The sequence below is a fragment of the Elusimicrobiota bacterium genome (genome assembly GCA_016721625.1).
Taxonomy (GTDB): domain Bacteria; phylum Elusimicrobiota; class Elusimicrobia; order FEN-1173; family FEN-1173; genus JADKHR01.
Genome location: JADKHR010000001.1, coordinates 2,245,457 through 2,261,164 on the forward strand (window position 1 = coordinate 2,245,457; position 15,708 = coordinate 2,261,164).

Annotated in this window: 9 protein-coding genes and 1 other RNA gene; all 10 read left to right on the forward strand. The window is 58.1% G+C overall.

The window, feature by feature from the left end:
- The first annotated feature begins 21 nt into the window (after positions 1-21).
- The 10 genes from tadA (at position 22) to IPP35_09770 (ending at position 15,164) form a co-directional block, all read left to right on the forward strand.
- Positions 22-459, forward strand: a complete 438-nt coding sequence (gene tadA / locus IPP35_09725; protein ID MBL0059370.1) for a tRNA adenosine(34) deaminase TadA — start codon at positions 22-24, stop codon at positions 457-459.
- Positions 456-791, forward strand: a complete 336-nt coding sequence (locus tag IPP35_09730; protein ID MBL0059371.1) for a PilZ domain-containing protein — start codon at positions 456-458, stop codon at positions 789-791. Before tadA ends, IPP35_09730 begins: the two co-directional genes overlap by 4 nt.
- 204 nt (positions 792-995) lie before the next feature.
- Positions 996-2,180, forward strand: coding sequence for a transposase (locus IPP35_09735; protein ID MBL0059372.1), 1,185 nt, complete (start codon positions 996-998; stop codon positions 2,178-2,180).
- Between the two features lie 219 nt (positions 2,181-2,399).
- Positions 2,400-2,747: a transfer-messenger RNA gene (ssrA, locus tag IPP35_09740) on the forward strand.
- 243 nt (positions 2,748-2,990) lie between these two features.
- The gene (locus IPP35_09745; GenBank protein ID MBL0059373.1) at positions 2,991-3,998 is read left to right on the forward strand and encodes a hypothetical protein; all 1,008 of its coding nucleotides are present in this window, start codon (positions 2,991-2,993) and stop codon (positions 3,996-3,998) included.
- Positions 3,986-10,897 carry a hypothetical protein gene (locus IPP35_09750; protein ID MBL0059374.1) on the forward strand — a complete coding sequence of 2,304 codons (6,912 nt, stop codon included), beginning with the start codon at positions 3,986-3,988 and terminating at the stop codon, positions 10,895-10,897. Before IPP35_09745 ends, IPP35_09750 begins: the two co-directional genes overlap by 13 nt.
- Positions 10,898-11,310: 413 nt before the next feature.
- Positions 11,311-12,090 carry a tryptophan synthase subunit alpha gene (locus IPP35_09755; GenBank protein ID MBL0059375.1) on the forward strand — a complete coding sequence of 260 codons (780 nt, stop codon included), beginning with the start codon at positions 11,311-11,313 and terminating at the stop codon, positions 12,088-12,090.
- A 14-nt stretch (positions 12,091-12,104) separates the two neighbouring features.
- Positions 12,105-12,941, forward strand: a complete 837-nt coding sequence (locus tag IPP35_09760; GenBank protein ID MBL0059376.1) for an acetyl-CoA carboxylase carboxyltransferase subunit beta — start codon at positions 12,105-12,107, stop codon at positions 12,939-12,941.
- A 7-nt stretch (positions 12,942-12,948) separates the two neighbouring features.
- The gene (locus IPP35_09765) at positions 12,949-14,262 is read left to right on the forward strand and encodes a bifunctional folylpolyglutamate synthase/dihydrofolate synthase (GenBank protein ID MBL0059377.1); all 1,314 of its coding nucleotides are present in this window, start codon (positions 12,949-12,951) and stop codon (positions 14,260-14,262) included.
- Complete coding sequence (locus tag IPP35_09770) at positions 14,259-15,164, forward strand: ROK family protein (protein ID MBL0059378.1); 906 nt, start codon at positions 14,259-14,261, stop codon at positions 15,162-15,164. Before IPP35_09765 ends, IPP35_09770 begins: the two co-directional genes overlap by 4 nt.
- Positions 15,165-15,708 lie beyond the last annotated feature (544 nt).

Below are 15,708 nucleotides of genomic sequence, written 5' to 3' on the forward strand. Positions count from 1 at the left end.
TCCGCCGCGGATCGTCGGTTCATGAGGGAAGCCCTGAAAGAAGCCCGCCGGGCGGCCGAGTCGGATGAAGTCCCGGTGGGAGCCGTGATCGTCAAAGGCGGGAAGATCATCGCCCGGGGGCGAAACCGCATCCGTGAACTCAAAGACCCCACCGCCCACGCCGAGGTCCTCGCCATCCGGTCGGCCGCTCGTCGGATCCAACAGGAACGATTGATGGATACGACCCTTTATTGTACGATGGAACCCTGTCCTCTTTGTGCGGGTGCCATCGTTCTGGCCCGCGTGAAACGCGTCGTTTTTGGCGTGTGGGACATTAAGGCGGGTGCCGCAGGCTCAGTGGTGGACTTGTTGCGGCATCCGGTTTTGAATCACCGCGCGGAAGTTGGGGGGGGGATCCTGGAGGTCGACGCTCGTCGCCTGCTCCAGGATTTTTTTCGAGCGAAAAGGCGGTCCATATGATAACCGATCAGCGCGCCCATAATAGGGTGAGTTTCTTCTTCGGCGGCGACATTTACAAGGACGCGGACGGTGAAAAGGTGGGACGCGTCATTATTCGGGACATCAGTTTTTCCGGCCTCCGCATTGAAACCCTGGAGCCCTGGGAACCCGGACAAACCGTGTTTCTTGATTTCGACATCGCCGGCCGTTTCGAGTTCCGACGGGTTCCCGTGGTGGTGGCCCGAAGTGACGGCAACCAGGGTTCTTTCGTGACCGGCCTTAACTTCCGCCAAGGCGAAGATCGCCGCCGCGTCCGCCACGCCCTCACCTACGCCATCGAAAGCTCCAATTAAATGGTGTCCCGCGGGCGCGAGAGTCCAATCCCGGAGCGCCGGTTAATTCAGGCGGATTTATAATTGAAGTTGAACTCCATCCATTGAGCTCCCTCTCCCGCGAGCGGGAGAGGGCCGGGGAGGGTATAAACCGGGTACACTGGTAACAGAATAGACCGGGCACATGGGTAACAGGTACAACAAAGGGCAAGGAGGGACACACCTATGCCCTGGAGAGAGACCTACCCCATGGAAGAGCGATTGAAATACATTGGCGATTGGCTGAAGGATGAAGAGCCCATGACGGATCTGTGCCGGATCTACGGCATCAGTCGAAAAACTGGGTACAAGTGGATTGAACGGTATCAGACGCATGGATTGGATGGTTTGAAGGAGATGAGCCGAGCCACGCATAGCCATCCCAATCAGACCCCCGCGTTGACGGAAGAAGGGCTGGTTCTGTTTCGGCATCAGCACCCGCATTGGGGGCCGCGCAAATTGGTCCATCGGCTAAAGGAAATCCGGCCAAACGAGATTTGGCCGGCGGTGAGCACAGCGGGAGCGATTCTGAAGCGCCACGGGCTGACGAAACCGCCACGCCGCCGAAAACGAACGCCGATTTTCGCAGGGAATGTGCGCTCGGCTTGCCGCCCCAACGACGTATGGGCTACGGATTTCAGGGGATGGTTCCGAACACGGGACGGCGGCCGGGTGGATCCGCTGACGATTACGGACCTGGCAAGTCGTTATTTGATCGAGTGCCGGGCGCTGACATCGACGACGGGAGACAACGTTCGTCCCTGGTTCGAAGCGGCTTTTCGGGAGTTCGGTCTGCCCTGGGCGATTCGATCGGATAACGGACCGCCGTTCGCCAGCGTGGGATTGGGCGGGCTGTCGCGGTTGTCGGTGTGGTGGATTCGGCTGGGGATCATTCCTGAGCGCATTCGACCCGGCCATCCGGAAGAAAATGGGTGCCACGAGAGAATGCATCGAAGTTTGGCGGAGGCGACGGTAAACCCGCCGGAGAAAAACAGCATGGCGCAACAAGGATCGTTTTGCGTTTTCCGAAAGGAGTTCAATGACGAGCGGCCCCATGAATCTTTGGGAATGGCAACGCCCGCTCGGATTTATCGTCCGTCGGAAAGAACCTATCCGCTGAAGCTCCCGGAGCTGGAATACGGAAACGGGGTCGAAGTCCGGCGCGTGAGGTCCAACGGCGAGATCAAATGGGGTGGCGACTTTATGTATGTGAGCGAAGCGTTGATCGGCGAGCAGGTGGGTTTGCGTCGTGTCGATAACGATCGGTGGACGATTCATTTTGGCCCTGTTCCTTTGGCGATGTACGATGCGTCGAACAAACAATTGCAACCTTTTGATTCAGTAAAACTGTCACCCATGTGCCCGGTCTAAAGTGTTACCTATGATCCGGGTTGCACAGAGAGGGTGGGGGGAAAACTTAGCGGAGTCTGATTAAGCCTTCCTTCGCCTGAAAGCCTTACCCTCCATTTGTCGTCGAGAAATGCTAAAATCAAAAACAACAGTCCAGTATACCGGGCTGGCCTCTAAGCTGTGGCACCCACGCAGAGCGTGGGTGCGTGCGGCGGGCGCAGAGCGCCCGAATTCCCGCACGGGGGTGAACAGGGTTCGACGAGGGTGTTTGAGGTTCTGGTTGCAGGCCGAAGTCGTCCGAGCTTCGCTAAAAAACGGGCAAACCGTTAAACGCCAACACTGAGTTGGCTCTCGCGGCCTAAACAGCCGTGACGCTTGTCCCTGAACGCCGGCTACAGGGAACGAGCGCCATTAGCCGGCTGGCCGCATCCCGCGCGTTTCGTCGGGACCGGCGAGACCATAACGGAGCTGGCGCATGGGCGGTTCTGTCTAGGGACAACCCGAGCGCGAGACCAAGCCTAGGCTAAGCCTGTAGTGACCTGACCAATGCACTCCCGGACGCGGGTTCGATTCCCGCCACCTCCACCATTTGGTGGGGTTTACCCAACGAAGGGCCACCTCCTCGCGGAGGCGGCCCTTCGTGCTTCCCGGGCGCTGATCGCTTTCCATTGAAGCTAATTCCTTGTTTTTTCCGCCCGTTTGTTCTGTTACAACAAATTTACAACTTCCTAAGGGAATCTTTTGCGTTCTGGGGTTAGACTCTTGGGGAACGGTCAATCCATTGCAACGAACGAATGAATGAGTAGTGAATAACGTGCTCAAAAAAACTCTATGCCTCGTTTGAATCGTCCGCGTTCCCTTCTGGCCCGAGCTCTTTTGTCGGGGCTGGCGGGCGTCTATTTTTTCAGCAACGTCGCGGTGGTGCATGCGGTCGAAACGGCGTTTTGGAACCAGCGCCGCCATGCGGTTCGGGCGCAGTCTCAATCTTCCGCGGACGAAGATAAACCGGCACCGCTTTACGCCCAACTTCCCGCTTCGGTTTCAGCGCCCCGCGATCTCTCGGTGGTGTTGGACCGGGTTCCCCCACAAACCACGACGGACCTCTCCCATTTAGGCAAAGAGGTGGTCCAAACCACGGACCGTCGAATTCAAGACGTCGCGAAGACCCTCCTTCCCTACGGCCACATCCGCTTTGTCCGCCAGTCGAAAAAGACCGACGCCCCTCTCATCCTCCATATTCAAGACGTTCACGGCAATTTGGAGGCGCAACGGAACATGGCGGAAATGTTGTTGGCCCTGGCCCGGGACCACGGCGTCCGGTGGGCGGGTCTCGAGGGGGCGAGCGGGGCGTTCGCCACCGACGAATTCAAACCTTATCCCGACCAGGAACCCGTCAAGCAGGCGGCGGAGCTTTTCCTGAAAAAAGATCTTATCGGCGGGCCCGAATTCGCCGCGCTCTCCTCCGAGAAACCTCTCACGCTTTGGGGGATCGAAGACCCGGCCCTCTACAAGGACAATGTGGCAGCCGTCAAAGAATCGCTGGCGGAGAAACCCCAAGCGGAAGTGTTCCTGGCGTCCCTCCAAGGAACCCTGGACTCCGTCAAAAAGACCCTCTATACGGAGGACCTGAAAGCGTTCGACCGGAACCAAACTCTTTACGATCAGGACCAGCGGGGGTTGGGGGAATACGTTTCGGCGTTGACGAAGTTTAACGGGGGGGCCACTGCCATCGCGGCGCGGTTCCCCAACGTGAATCGGTTCCTGTCTGTTCTGGGCGAGGAAAAAGCCCTTCGTTTCCCGATGTGGAGCACGACCGTCGGGCGCTGGTGGAGAACCTAATTGAAAAACTGAAGGAGGCTGAGCTTCAGGAACTCGTGAACCGAAGCGTCGATCTCCGCGCCGGCAAGGTTTCCCACAACGCGTACCATTCCTTTCTGCGGGGCCTTTGCGGACGGAACGGTTTATCCCTGGCTCGATATCCTGCGCTCACCGGATACATGCGCTACGTGGCGGACGCCGAGGAAATCGATCGAGCGGATCTCGAGAAAGAATTGACGGACCTGGAAACCTCCGCCCAGGACGCCTTGGCGAAAACGCCGGACCAACGTAAATTGGTTATCCTTTCCCGGGACGCGATCCGGTTAAAGAAGCTTTTCGCCAACGAAATGCGACCCGGCGACTGGGTGGCTTACCAAGGGCGGCGGGCCGTCGTCCTTGATTTCCCCTCCCGCCTGAAAGCCTTGGCGCCAACGGCCCTGGTCCATTGGCCCACCGATCTGCCTGGTTTCCTGGCCCCGTTCGAGGCTTTTTGCGGGCGCGCCATGGACCGGAACGCCGCCCTGATCGACCGTCTGCTGGAAAAGATGGCGCTGGAAAAACAATCCGTGGCCGTTCTCGTGGCCGGCGGTTTTCATACGGACGGCCTCATGGAAACCCTGGTCCAACGCGGCGCGTCGGTGGCGGTCCTCACGCCAAAAATCGGCCCGGCGGACCCGACCCAGCGTTACCTGGACGCCTTCGCCCAGGACCCTTTGCCCATCGAAGAGATCTTTTCGGGAGAACCCATCTCGCTCAAAAAACCCTGCGGTTTGGCCACCGAAGAAACGACCTCCCGGCTCCAGGCTTCCGCCGCGGCGTTCAGCCTATTTCCAAGCGTCCTTTCAGGGAAAGAAATGGGTTACAGCCTCCGTGAAATTTTGGGGTTTGCTCGGGAAAAACTTCTCGTGTTAATGCAACAAGTGCCGGGCTTAGCCAAAATTAAGCCCCGGGTTTTGGGGGTTGTCGCTAAAGCCATTTCGAGCCTAACGTTGGGTTACTCCGTTGGTGGAGAACCATCCCGCAGGGAAAATCTAACGATTACCGAGGACGGTGAAGGTGCGATTTCCCTTCAGGGGAAGAACGGGGCCGGGTTGGCCAGCTGGTGGGCGGGTGTGCGTAAATCGATCGTCCTCGGCTTCGCCGTCGTGACGGGTTCGGGGCGGAGGAAACCTTCGGCCCAGACGACCGGTTCATTGGTCCCCGCGGCCATGCCCGGTGTTGTGAAATGGCTGGAACGGCGAGGAGCCATCACGGCTCAGGCGATACGAAAGGCGCCCCTGCTGGAATCGGGCTTGTTCTCATTGGCCTTCTTGGCGCCGATGGCGATGATTCTGATGGGTGCGACTATGCCGGGTTGGGCAACGGGGGGCGTTTACGGGTTGATGAACGCGTATTTCGGATACAAGCACACGGGTGTTTACCGGTTTGTCGAAGGTGTCTGGGTATACGAGGAGAAAGCTTCCTGGAAGGATCGCGCGTGGCTGATGAGAACGAGGTTGTTGATTCATAGCCCTTTGCTGTTGGTGGCGCTGAATCCTTTGTTGGGACCCTTGGGAATGTTGGGCCTGTACGCCCTGGGGGCGGCGACGAGTGTGTTCTTGCACAAAGGATACAACGCCCTGGCGAAGGTCGCCGGCTGGCCGGCGGCCACCGTTGGGGGGGACGAACCACTCCGGATTCCAAACAATATTGAAGAGATATACCCCGATTTCTCTACGTATACGGATGGTCGGACCACGGAAGTAGCCTCCGCCAACATCGAGGAGTTGCGATCTCAAGCCCTAAGTTTTCAATCGGCTGCGTCGGCTGCGGATTCCTTTGCCAAAAATAACGGCTGGGACCCAGGTCGATCAACAACGTGGATGATGGATGCCCTTGAAAATTATGCCACCGTCTCAAGGGCCACAAAACCCGGAGAGAATCTCGGGAGCGAATTTTTCTCCTATCCGGCCGGGTGGCTAACCGTTCACATCCATGGTTCTCCAACTGGGTTCTCTCGCAAGGACAGGACGAGTCTTTTTGGGCCCGAGCTCGATGCTCCCGTTTCCGCTGAGGATTTGGCAGAAATTATTTTGGCCCAATTAGGTGATGATGAGAAGAACAACAAATCGCCTATTTTGCTTGTGAGTTGCCGGTCGGGAGGTGAATTGGCTTTTGGTGCAAATGTTGCACAACAAATTTCCAAAATACTAAATCGGCCAGTTGTCGCTCCTACCGACACACTCCTCCACATGCGCTCATTTGTAATTGTGAAGGACCATAATTCCAATCAAGGCTCAAATGAATGGACGCCAGGGGGTCGCTGGAAATTATTTTTACCTAATGAAGCGGGGGGTCTCGAAAAGACCGCCGCGGCCGTCGTTGGTGAAATGGACAAATGGTTTGAAGGCATCACCCCCCCCTCTTTCACGCTTGACTCCACGCTGGCCGAAGGGCGGGCGCGGTTGTTTAAGTTTTTGGGTTGGAACTCGGCGCCTGCGTCTCCTGCCCTCAACTGGATGATCGACCGAAGCGTCGAAATATTTTACGCACCCTTTAGGGAGCGCGAAGCGTCGCGAACTCCGTGGCAATGGTTTAAGGACCACCCCTTCAGCGGAATTCAACGCGCGGTGGCGGCGGTGGGGTTGGTCTTTATTGTGGCGGCGGTGCCGGCGCTGGTGGCGATGGGGCTCTTTTTCGGGTTGGACATCCCGTTCATGGAGAAGGCCTTGGCGTTCGCCTTTTTCGGCGCCGGCTATTGGAAATACCGCGACATCGGCATGATTCTTCCCCACATGGTCTGGAACGTCTTGATGGTCCCATTTCGATCGATAACGGCTCTTCTCGGCTTTTTCTCTCCCCGGCTCGCCATGGCCGTCCCCGTATTCACTTCAAACAATGACGTTTATTCCGAAATGGACGATATTATCGACCAGCTAAAAAAAGTCCGAGCCGCCGCTGATCGATTTTCTCGATCTCAGCGCACGCCAAAGAAGGGGGCTGTGGATGTGCGGGATATCGTCACCGATTATTTCGACGCCCTGGACCAGTTCCTGAATCTCCAAGGCGGGATAAGGAGAGGGCTCTATTTGCCTCAGGAAGTTGAATTTGTTCAAAAGAAATTTGAAATCGTCATACAAAGAGGCGGTTTGCTCCTGACCGGAGCCGTTTTGTTGGGACTGATTGAATATGACGCCATCCAAACAGGGCGATTTAAAGAAGCCCATGATTTTCTTAAAAGGGTAAATAAATACTCGCACTTTTTGAACGATTATGAAAAAGAGCAACTGGAGTCCCTGCCGAATCAGTTGAGAAAACAGGCGGTGAAATCAATTCCAGGACTTATCACCGGGAAACAAGTTCTCAAAATCGCGTCAAAATTAGATCTGTCGCTGGAACAGGAGAGGTGGCTTCGCGTTTACGTCGATCTGGAAATCGCTGGGATGAAACCGTCGTTCCAATTGATGGAACTGGTTGGAAATTATTCCGCCGCCAAGAACCAGAGCCTATGGAACGGCGGTATGTCCGAGTTCCTGAAAGGCATTTGGAGCGGTGGCGTGGAAAACGAACCCGAAGACAACGCCATTGTAGAGGACTTGGAATCCATCTATGGCATGATCCTCGATGAAAATCCCACGGAAGAGGCGTTCTTGGCAAAATTTCCGACGGTGGACGAGCTGGCGAATTTTATGGCGGATATTTCCAGCCGGCCCGTCCGGCTGGTTCGACTGTGGCTCAAATTCGGGGCGAACCAGAAAGAGTATCTTAAGAAAGTCCGCAAAATCACTGAAACAAACATTGCCCCTATGAAACTGAGCGGAGATTTTGAAGACTGGGCCATATGTATTCATCCCGACGCTGTGGGTATTTTTAAAACGCAGAAAAACGTATCCCGGATCGTTCGTGAATTGGCCGCTAAATTATTGAAAGGCGATCCCGGCGCGTTGTCACGTGGCGAGGGGTATAGCCAACGCGGGCTTTCTCGAGTGAAGTGGGGGGCGGAGTTTCAAATCCTTGGTAAAAGATTTGATGCTGAAAAGAAACTGGTCATTCTTTGGTTTGGAACCGCGCGGGATGCTCATCAACCAGGTAACGATTTAAGGGTTAACCAAGACGTGGAGGGCCTTGTATTTCGAAGGTCGGACACATTGAAACTTCAGGATATGCAGGTTCTGATGACTGATTTGTCAACCGAAGTCCCTCCCGCCGCGACGATTCCGGCGGTGGAAAGGTTCATTCGGGGTCTGTTAAATTGGCGGGCGAAAGCTTTCCCCCAGACGAACTGGGCGAAGCAATGGGTGGGGATGAATGAAAATCAACGAAGGGATCGAATCATTCGGGTTTACGCGCCGTTTGTGGAATCCTTCGGGTTGGGGGCGGCTTATTGGATTTTGAATGCGTTGGCGCCCGCGGTCCTCTCCATTTTCGGGTTCGACCCGGGGCTTTGGTTTGGGAACCGGTTGGATGTGGGGTTGTATGCGGCGCTGAACCTTATTTTTGGCGCCTTGCACACCGAGGTCTATCGACTGGGCCCAAATCCCGGGGAGTGGATCAAAGGCCCGGCCTCCTGGCCGACCCGTTTTGGAATCATGGCCACCGCCCTCTTCATCCATAGCCCTCTGCTTTTCTCAATTCTAAATCCCGTCCTTGCTCCTTTCTCTTTAGTCGTTGGGAACCTGCTGCCGGTCCTCCTGACGGGATTTCTGCACCGCCTCTACAACGACTTCCTCGTTCCCAACTGGTTGGGCCGTCAATTTAAGCTCCCTGCGTTGAGCGTGTCCGACGACAGTGAAAGAGGTAAGCCTGAAAAAGAGCCCATCACGGTTGAAGAAGGCGATGAAGAGGCGTGGTTATCCATTTTAGTCGAAGCTTTCCAAAACGGTCGCTTAAATGCATTTGAGAATTATTTGCCCGCTCCCCGAGCGGATATCCAAAGAGAGTTGGAGCGCATCGCCCAGTCCGTCGCAAAAGAAAAAATCAATTCGGCCTCAAGGGTTATGCCCTTTAGAGAAATTCCCAACACCTACGGCATGACAATGAGGGCATTCGAGCACCCTCTATTAAGCAACATCGTCATCAAGGTGGCGAGGGAAAATCGGTTGGTGGGCGGAAAGGTTGACTTCGCAAGGGAAGTCCTCTCGGGATACAAACTTGCGAAAGATCGTTTGGGGGGAATTTTTGCATTAATGGTATTGGATGTGCACGACGAGGAGACCCCCCTCCACATTGCCGGTGATTTACTAAACAAGGACTACATCATCATCCAGGAACGGGTCAAACCATTGGAGGATATTCTTAGCTCCATTGAGAGACCGGCGGAACGAGCCACGGTTCGGGCTGAGTTCCTTAAACGGATTAAAGAGGATTTGTTTTTGAAAATGAGCGAAAGAGGGGTTGTGGAAACTGATTCGGATCCGGTCGATAACCTGTTACGAAATTATGGAATGAACAGTCATGGGAAGATCGTTGGGTTCGACGTGGACGGGCTCGAGACTATTGAAAGCCGCAAAGCGATGTTGCTTTCGGAAGGCGTGAGTGGCGAGGGGTTAAAAGAGATCGAAGAAATGGAACGGGCCTGGAAGCGGAAAGGTAAATCGGGGAACCAATTCCATCGAGTTCGAGATCTTTTCCTTGAAGATGTCCGTGACGCTCAACGGGATTACCTTCGAACCTTGTTCGCTAAAAAACAATTATTCAACTCCGGATCGGTCAATGGTCAAGTTCTGGAAACAAAATCTGGGTTGAATCCATTGGTCATTCGGTGGTGGAATAAATGGATATTGAGCCTTTTCTTCAAAGTTGTTGGGGGAAAGAATATATCTTGGGAAATGGCTCAGTTCAGGGCCGAGTTAGAAGTCAATTCAAAGGGGTTCGGCTGGAAATGGGCGCCGTGGACTGAAGCGCCCGGTTTGCCGGGGTTCGCCCTGCTGTTCTCGGCTTTTGACCCGTCCGGGTTTCTGGCCTCCGGGCTCTTCGCCCTCCTTCACGCGGGCCGGGCCCCTCCGGGCGAGGCTCGGCAGGCCCTTTTGGTTCGGCTCACCCGCCAACTGATCGCTTCCTGGTTGATCAACGCCGCCGTCCTTTACGCCGCTCCGTATCTGGTTTCACTGGACCTGGTCTCGCCTTTGCTCGATTCTTTGGGGATCCCTTTAATCGCCATCCAAACATGGACGGGGATCCTCCTGCACGGAATCCACAACGCCGTCCAAAAAGAAGAAAAACCGGATGAAGTGAAGAATTTGGCAAGGTCGGCGGCATTGAAAGTGCTGGCCAATAAATTGCGAAGCACTCTTTTGGGGGGCCCGGCGGGTCCGATGAAGTTCGACCTGAAACGAACGGGCGAACTCACGAGACGCTTTGCCCCGCTGATCCGCCGAATGGGGAACGGGATTTCGAACAACGACCTGCGCGCCGGGGTCGCCGCTTTAACGGCCGTGGAAGGGATGGGCGCGGTCTTGAAATCCTTGGAGGCCCAGCTGGATGGATGGGCACCGTCTTCCATCACCGAGGAAATTTATAGCACGGCTGGCGCGGAATGGGCCCAACAATTCGAGGGGCCCCTGCCAGTGGCGATGCACGATTTTGAATCGAAAGCGTGGACAGACGATCCGAACAAAATTGCCTTCTTCCGGGGGGCCATGACCGTGGCCCTCAGAGAATCGAGGCCGGTGGTGATCGCCGCGAAAGCAGAGACCCAGGACTCCATCCGTAACATGTTCGGGCTTTCGAATGAAGCCGCCTTCTGGAACGCGGGCATTACTTCGGACAACAAGTTGGACGCCAAAAAGTTCGCCGCCTTCGCCAAGTCGGATTTCCTGCTGGCCGCCGACCTCGAAACCATTTTGAATGGCGAGGGGTTAACGATCTTTTCCTACGTCCTGGTTTCCAAAGCCATCAGCGACGAAATTACCCACCTCACGAAACTTCTCCAACAGGCCTAGCCCGGCTCCGTGGGGGGCTGTTTTTAATCGAAAATATTCCCTCTCCCTCCGCTTTAAACGTAACTACTCAGGTCTCCGATCGGTTCCTCCTCGGGAAACCCCACCCTCTCCCGCGGGCGGGAGAGGGAGAAACGACTGTACCTGAGTCGTCACCTTTAGCCCGGAACTTTCAGTTGGATCACGGGATTCGACGTAAAATCCAGGCTTTTTACTTCACAAAAAAGTTTGAACGTAGCCCCCGCTACGCCCCAACTTTTTTGTTTCGTAAAAATCCCGGCTTTTCCGTCTCGGTCCTCGCGCCCAACTGAAAGTTCCGGGCTAAACAGCCATTCTTCCCTTGGCCGGGCCTGGTCGGGAGGCTGGAATCTTAATAGAATAAGCCCCGTCGAGGGTCCAGGCGGACCCGCTACCCCATGAACCGCATTGACGAACTCTTTGTAAACCTAAAAGCCCGCCGTCGAAAGGCTTTGATCGCCTATTTGACGGGAGGCTACCCCTCTTGGCCCCTCTTTGAGCGGGCGGTAAGGGACTTGGTGGAGTCGGGAGTGGACCTGATCGAAATCGGGATCCCCTTTTCCGACCCCATCGCCGACGGGCCGACCATTCAGGCGTCTTCCCAGAAGGCGTTGGAATCGGGGGTGACGCCGGGGGCCATCCTGGAATGGGTCCATCGCTTTCGCCGGAAAAATTCCACGCCCTTGGTTCTCATGACCTACATGAACCCGGTTCATCGGATCGGCGCGTCATCCTTTGCCCGTCGGGCGGCGGCCGCGGGAGTGGACGGGGTTATTGTTCCCGACCTGATTATTGAAGAGGGGGCGATATTGGAACGCGAGTTGGAGCGGGTGGGCCTCCACCTCATTTATTTGGCGGCTCCCACCACGCCGCCCCGGCGCCGGGGACTGATCGCGCGGCGGTCCCGAGGGTTCCTTTACGCGGTGTCGCTGGCAGGGGTGACGGGGGCGCGCCGCGCCTTGCCCCGGAGTTTAGGCGCATTTTTGGCCGATCTCCATCGACGTTCGCCGGTTCCCGTGGCGGTGGGGTTTGGGATTTCGACCCCGGCTCAGGCTCGACAGGCCGCGAAGCGGGCCGACGGGGTTATTGTTGGATCCGCGTTCATTCAGCGCTTGAAAAACCGGGAGCGTTTGGCTCCTTTTGCGCGCTCGCTTCGACGGGCGCTGGACGCCGACTAAGAGGAGGTTTTTCCATGGCAGTGGACGAGTCCGGACAAAAAAAGCGGGTGCCCCACGGGCTTTGGACCAAGTGTCCGAAGTGCGAGCAGATCATTTACAACAAGGAACTGGAAAAAAATCTCAAGGTTTGCCCCAAATGCCGTTATAACCTCCGCGCTTCCGCGCGGGAACGGATCGACCAGCTTTTCGATGAAGGGACGTTTGTCGAATTCGCGGAAAACTTGACCGCCGCCGATCCGTTGGGTTTCCACGATTCGGGCTCCTACGTCGATCGGGTGAAGGAGAGCCGCAAGAAAACCGGGGAACGGGAGGCCGTGATCGCCGGCGCGGGGAAAATCGAGGGAACGCCGGTCGTCGCGGCGGTGTTGGAATTTGGGTTCATGGGCGGAAGCATGGGGAGCGTGGTGGGGGAGAAAGTGACGCTGGCCATCGAGCGCGGTATCGCCGAGGAGCTCCCGGTTCTCGTGGTTTCCTCTTCCGGGGGCGCCCGCATGCAGGAGGGGATCCTGTCCCTCTTTCAAATGGCGAAAACGAGCGCGGCCCTGGGCCGGTTGGAGAAGGCGCGGCTCCCCTTCATCTCTCTCGTTGCCGATCCCACCACGGGAGGCGTCACGGCCAGTTTCGCCATGCTGGGCGACGTCATCGTGGCGGAACCCAAGGCGCTGGTGGCTTTCGCCGGTCCCCGGGTGATCGAGCAAACCATCCGCCAAACCCTGCCCCAGGGGTTTCAACAGTCGGAATTTCTCCTGAAACACGGTATGGTGGACATGGTGGTGGACCGGCCCCTCCTGAAACAACGCCTTGCCGCCCTCTTCGCCTTTTTCATGGCCGCCCGAAAAAACGCGGTCTGAATTTCCTATGAGCTCCGCCGCCCCGGCCCATGGGTTCACGGGCCCGCGAGTCCGTCGGTGGCCTCCTCCTCCCGTTTTTCCCCATGTGATCCGTCCCGGCCTGGACCGCGTCCATCGGGCTCTGTCCCTTCTGGGCCATCCCGAGGAAGCCTTCGCCTCGGTGATCGTGGGCGGAACCAACGGCAAAGGAACCGTGAGCGCCTTGATCGAATCGGCCCTCCGCCGGGGAGGGCATCGGACGGGTCTCTACACATCGCCGCACCTCCTGAACGTCCGCGAGCGGGTGCGGGTGGCCGGGATTCCCGTGGCTCGGCGGGCCTGGGCCCACGCCATGGCCCGGGTGGCCGAAATGAAACGGCGTCACAAAATTTCTTTGACGGAATTCGAAGCCCAAACCCTGGCCGCGTTCCTGGAGTTTGCCCGCGCCAAGGTGGACATCGCCGTGCTCGAAGTGGGCCTCGGTGGACGGCTGGACGCTGTGAACGCGGTGCCGGCTCCCGAACTCTCGGTGATCACGTCCATCGGGCTCGACCACACCGCGTGGCTGGGATCCACGCTGGATAAAATTTATTTTGAGAAACGAGGCATTGCCAGGGTCGGCACTCCGCTCCTCCAGGACATCCCCCGGTCTTTGCTCGCGGCGTCCCGCCGGTGGGCGGAGAGGGAGGGCATCCGGACCTGGACCCTGGGCCGGGAAATCCGGCTCGAATCGGTCCGGCGGGATCGGAAAGGCCTGCGGCAATGGGTGCGCGTGGGGTTGCCCGACGGGGCTCGGGGGCTGGTTCCGGTTCCCTTCTGGGGTGCCCATCAAGCGCGCAACGGAGCGCTGGCGTTCGCCGCGCTCCATCTTCTGGCCCGACGGGGGTGGCGCCTTTCCGAGAAAGCCATCCGTGACGGCATGGCCGCGGCCCGCTGGCCGGGCCGGTTCGACGTGGTCCAGAGGACGCCGCCGGTGGTTTTGGACGGCGCCCACAACCCGGCGGCCGCGCGCGCGTTGGCCGAGGCGTGGAGGGCGTCCTCCTGGGGGAAAACGCCCGCGGTCCTCATTTTCGCTTGTCTAAAAGACAAAGACATCGGCGGGATCGCGTCCGCCCTGGCGGGCCTGGTCCGACGGGTGATTGTCACCCGGCTTCCGTCCCCTCGCGCCAGGCCGGTCGAAGAACTGGAGGCTCTCTGGCGCCGGCGCGTTCCGACGGAGACGGCGAGGAATTTTCGCGAGGCCTGGCGGTTGGCGAGGAGAGAACGCGGCGCGCCCGTTCTGATCGCGGGGTCCCTCTATTTGGTAGGAGAAGCCATGAAGGTTTTAAGGAGACGGATATGAGGAAAGGACTTCGGCTGGGCGTCGATTTGGGCGGGACCCAGGTCAAAATGGCGTTGGTCAATGAGCGGGGGCGCATCCTAGAACGGATCCAGGTCTCCACCGTCAAGGATCCCCGCTCTCTGGTCCGCGCGCTCGCCGCGGCGGCGGAACCGTGGGGCTCCCGTTCACTGCTCGGAACCGGGGTGGGGGTGGCGGGAAACGTGGATCCGGCCCGGGGCCTCGTCCGGTTCGCGCCCAACCTCGGCTGGAAAAATCTCCGCCTGGCCGACCTTTTCCGGCAGGCGGGGTTCCCCTCCCCGGTGGTTTTGGACAACGACGCCACCGCGGCCGCCTGGGGGGCGCACCATTTGGAGTTCGGCGGCAAAACCCGGAACCTGATCGTTCTGACCCTGGGCACGGGCGTGGGGGGCGGACTTATTTTTGACGGCCGGCTCTATCGCGGATCGTCGGGCACGGCGGGGGAAGTGGGGCATCTGACCGTGGAGGCGGGCGGGGAACCCTGCCCCTGCGGCCACCGGGGGTGCCTGGAGGCCTATGCGGGGGGCGCCTCTCTTGTTCGTTGGGCGCGGCGGGCCTATGCGAAAAAGGGCCGCGTCGTGGATCCGCTGAATCCAAAGATTCTTTACGATCGAGCCCTCCGGGGCGATTCCGTGGCTCGTGCCGCTTGGCGGCGGGCGGCCGGGGCGCTGGGAACGGCGTTGACGGGGCTCGTGAACGTTCTCAATCCCGACACCCTTCTCCTGACCGGGGGAGTGGCCCGGGCGGCGCGGCTCTTTTTGCCGGAAGCGACGCGCGTGATGAAAAAGAACGCCTTCAAAACCCCCGCGCGGGCCGTCCGTGTTCTGGTTTCAAAACGCATGGAAGATCTGGGCGTCGTCGGCTCCGCGTTATTGGTGGAGTGAGAGCGTGTACCGTTTGGGTCGCTGGCCGCCTCCCGTAGGTCCCTGGACGTGGGGTGGGTTGGGGGGAATCTCGCTCTTGGTCTTGGCGGCACCGATTCTTTTCGCCCAAGAGATCGTTCCTTCCACGGCGGCGTCGGCTTTGGATCTTCCCGCTCCGTCCACGCTCTCCACGGCGACTTTGAACTGCGATTTTCTGGAGTACCGCTCCACCGACAACGCGGTCTTGGCCCAAGGACACGCGGTTCTTCTGTCCAGCGGAACCCGGATGGAGGCGGACACCCTCACTCTTTATTTGTCCAGCCATGTGGCGGAGGCCCAGGGCCATGTATACCTGGAGGATCGGGACTTGGCCGTCCTTTCCGATGGGATCGGCTACAACTGGGAGGCCTCCACAGGGGTCCTTCAAAACATCTTCATTCAGCAGGGACCTTGGCGCGTGTGGGGCCGACGGATGGAACGATTGAGCCCCGAGCTCTACCGCATCGACCGCGCCGCCTTTACGAGTTGCGAGCTCAACCCGCCCCATTTCCATTTCCGAGGAGGG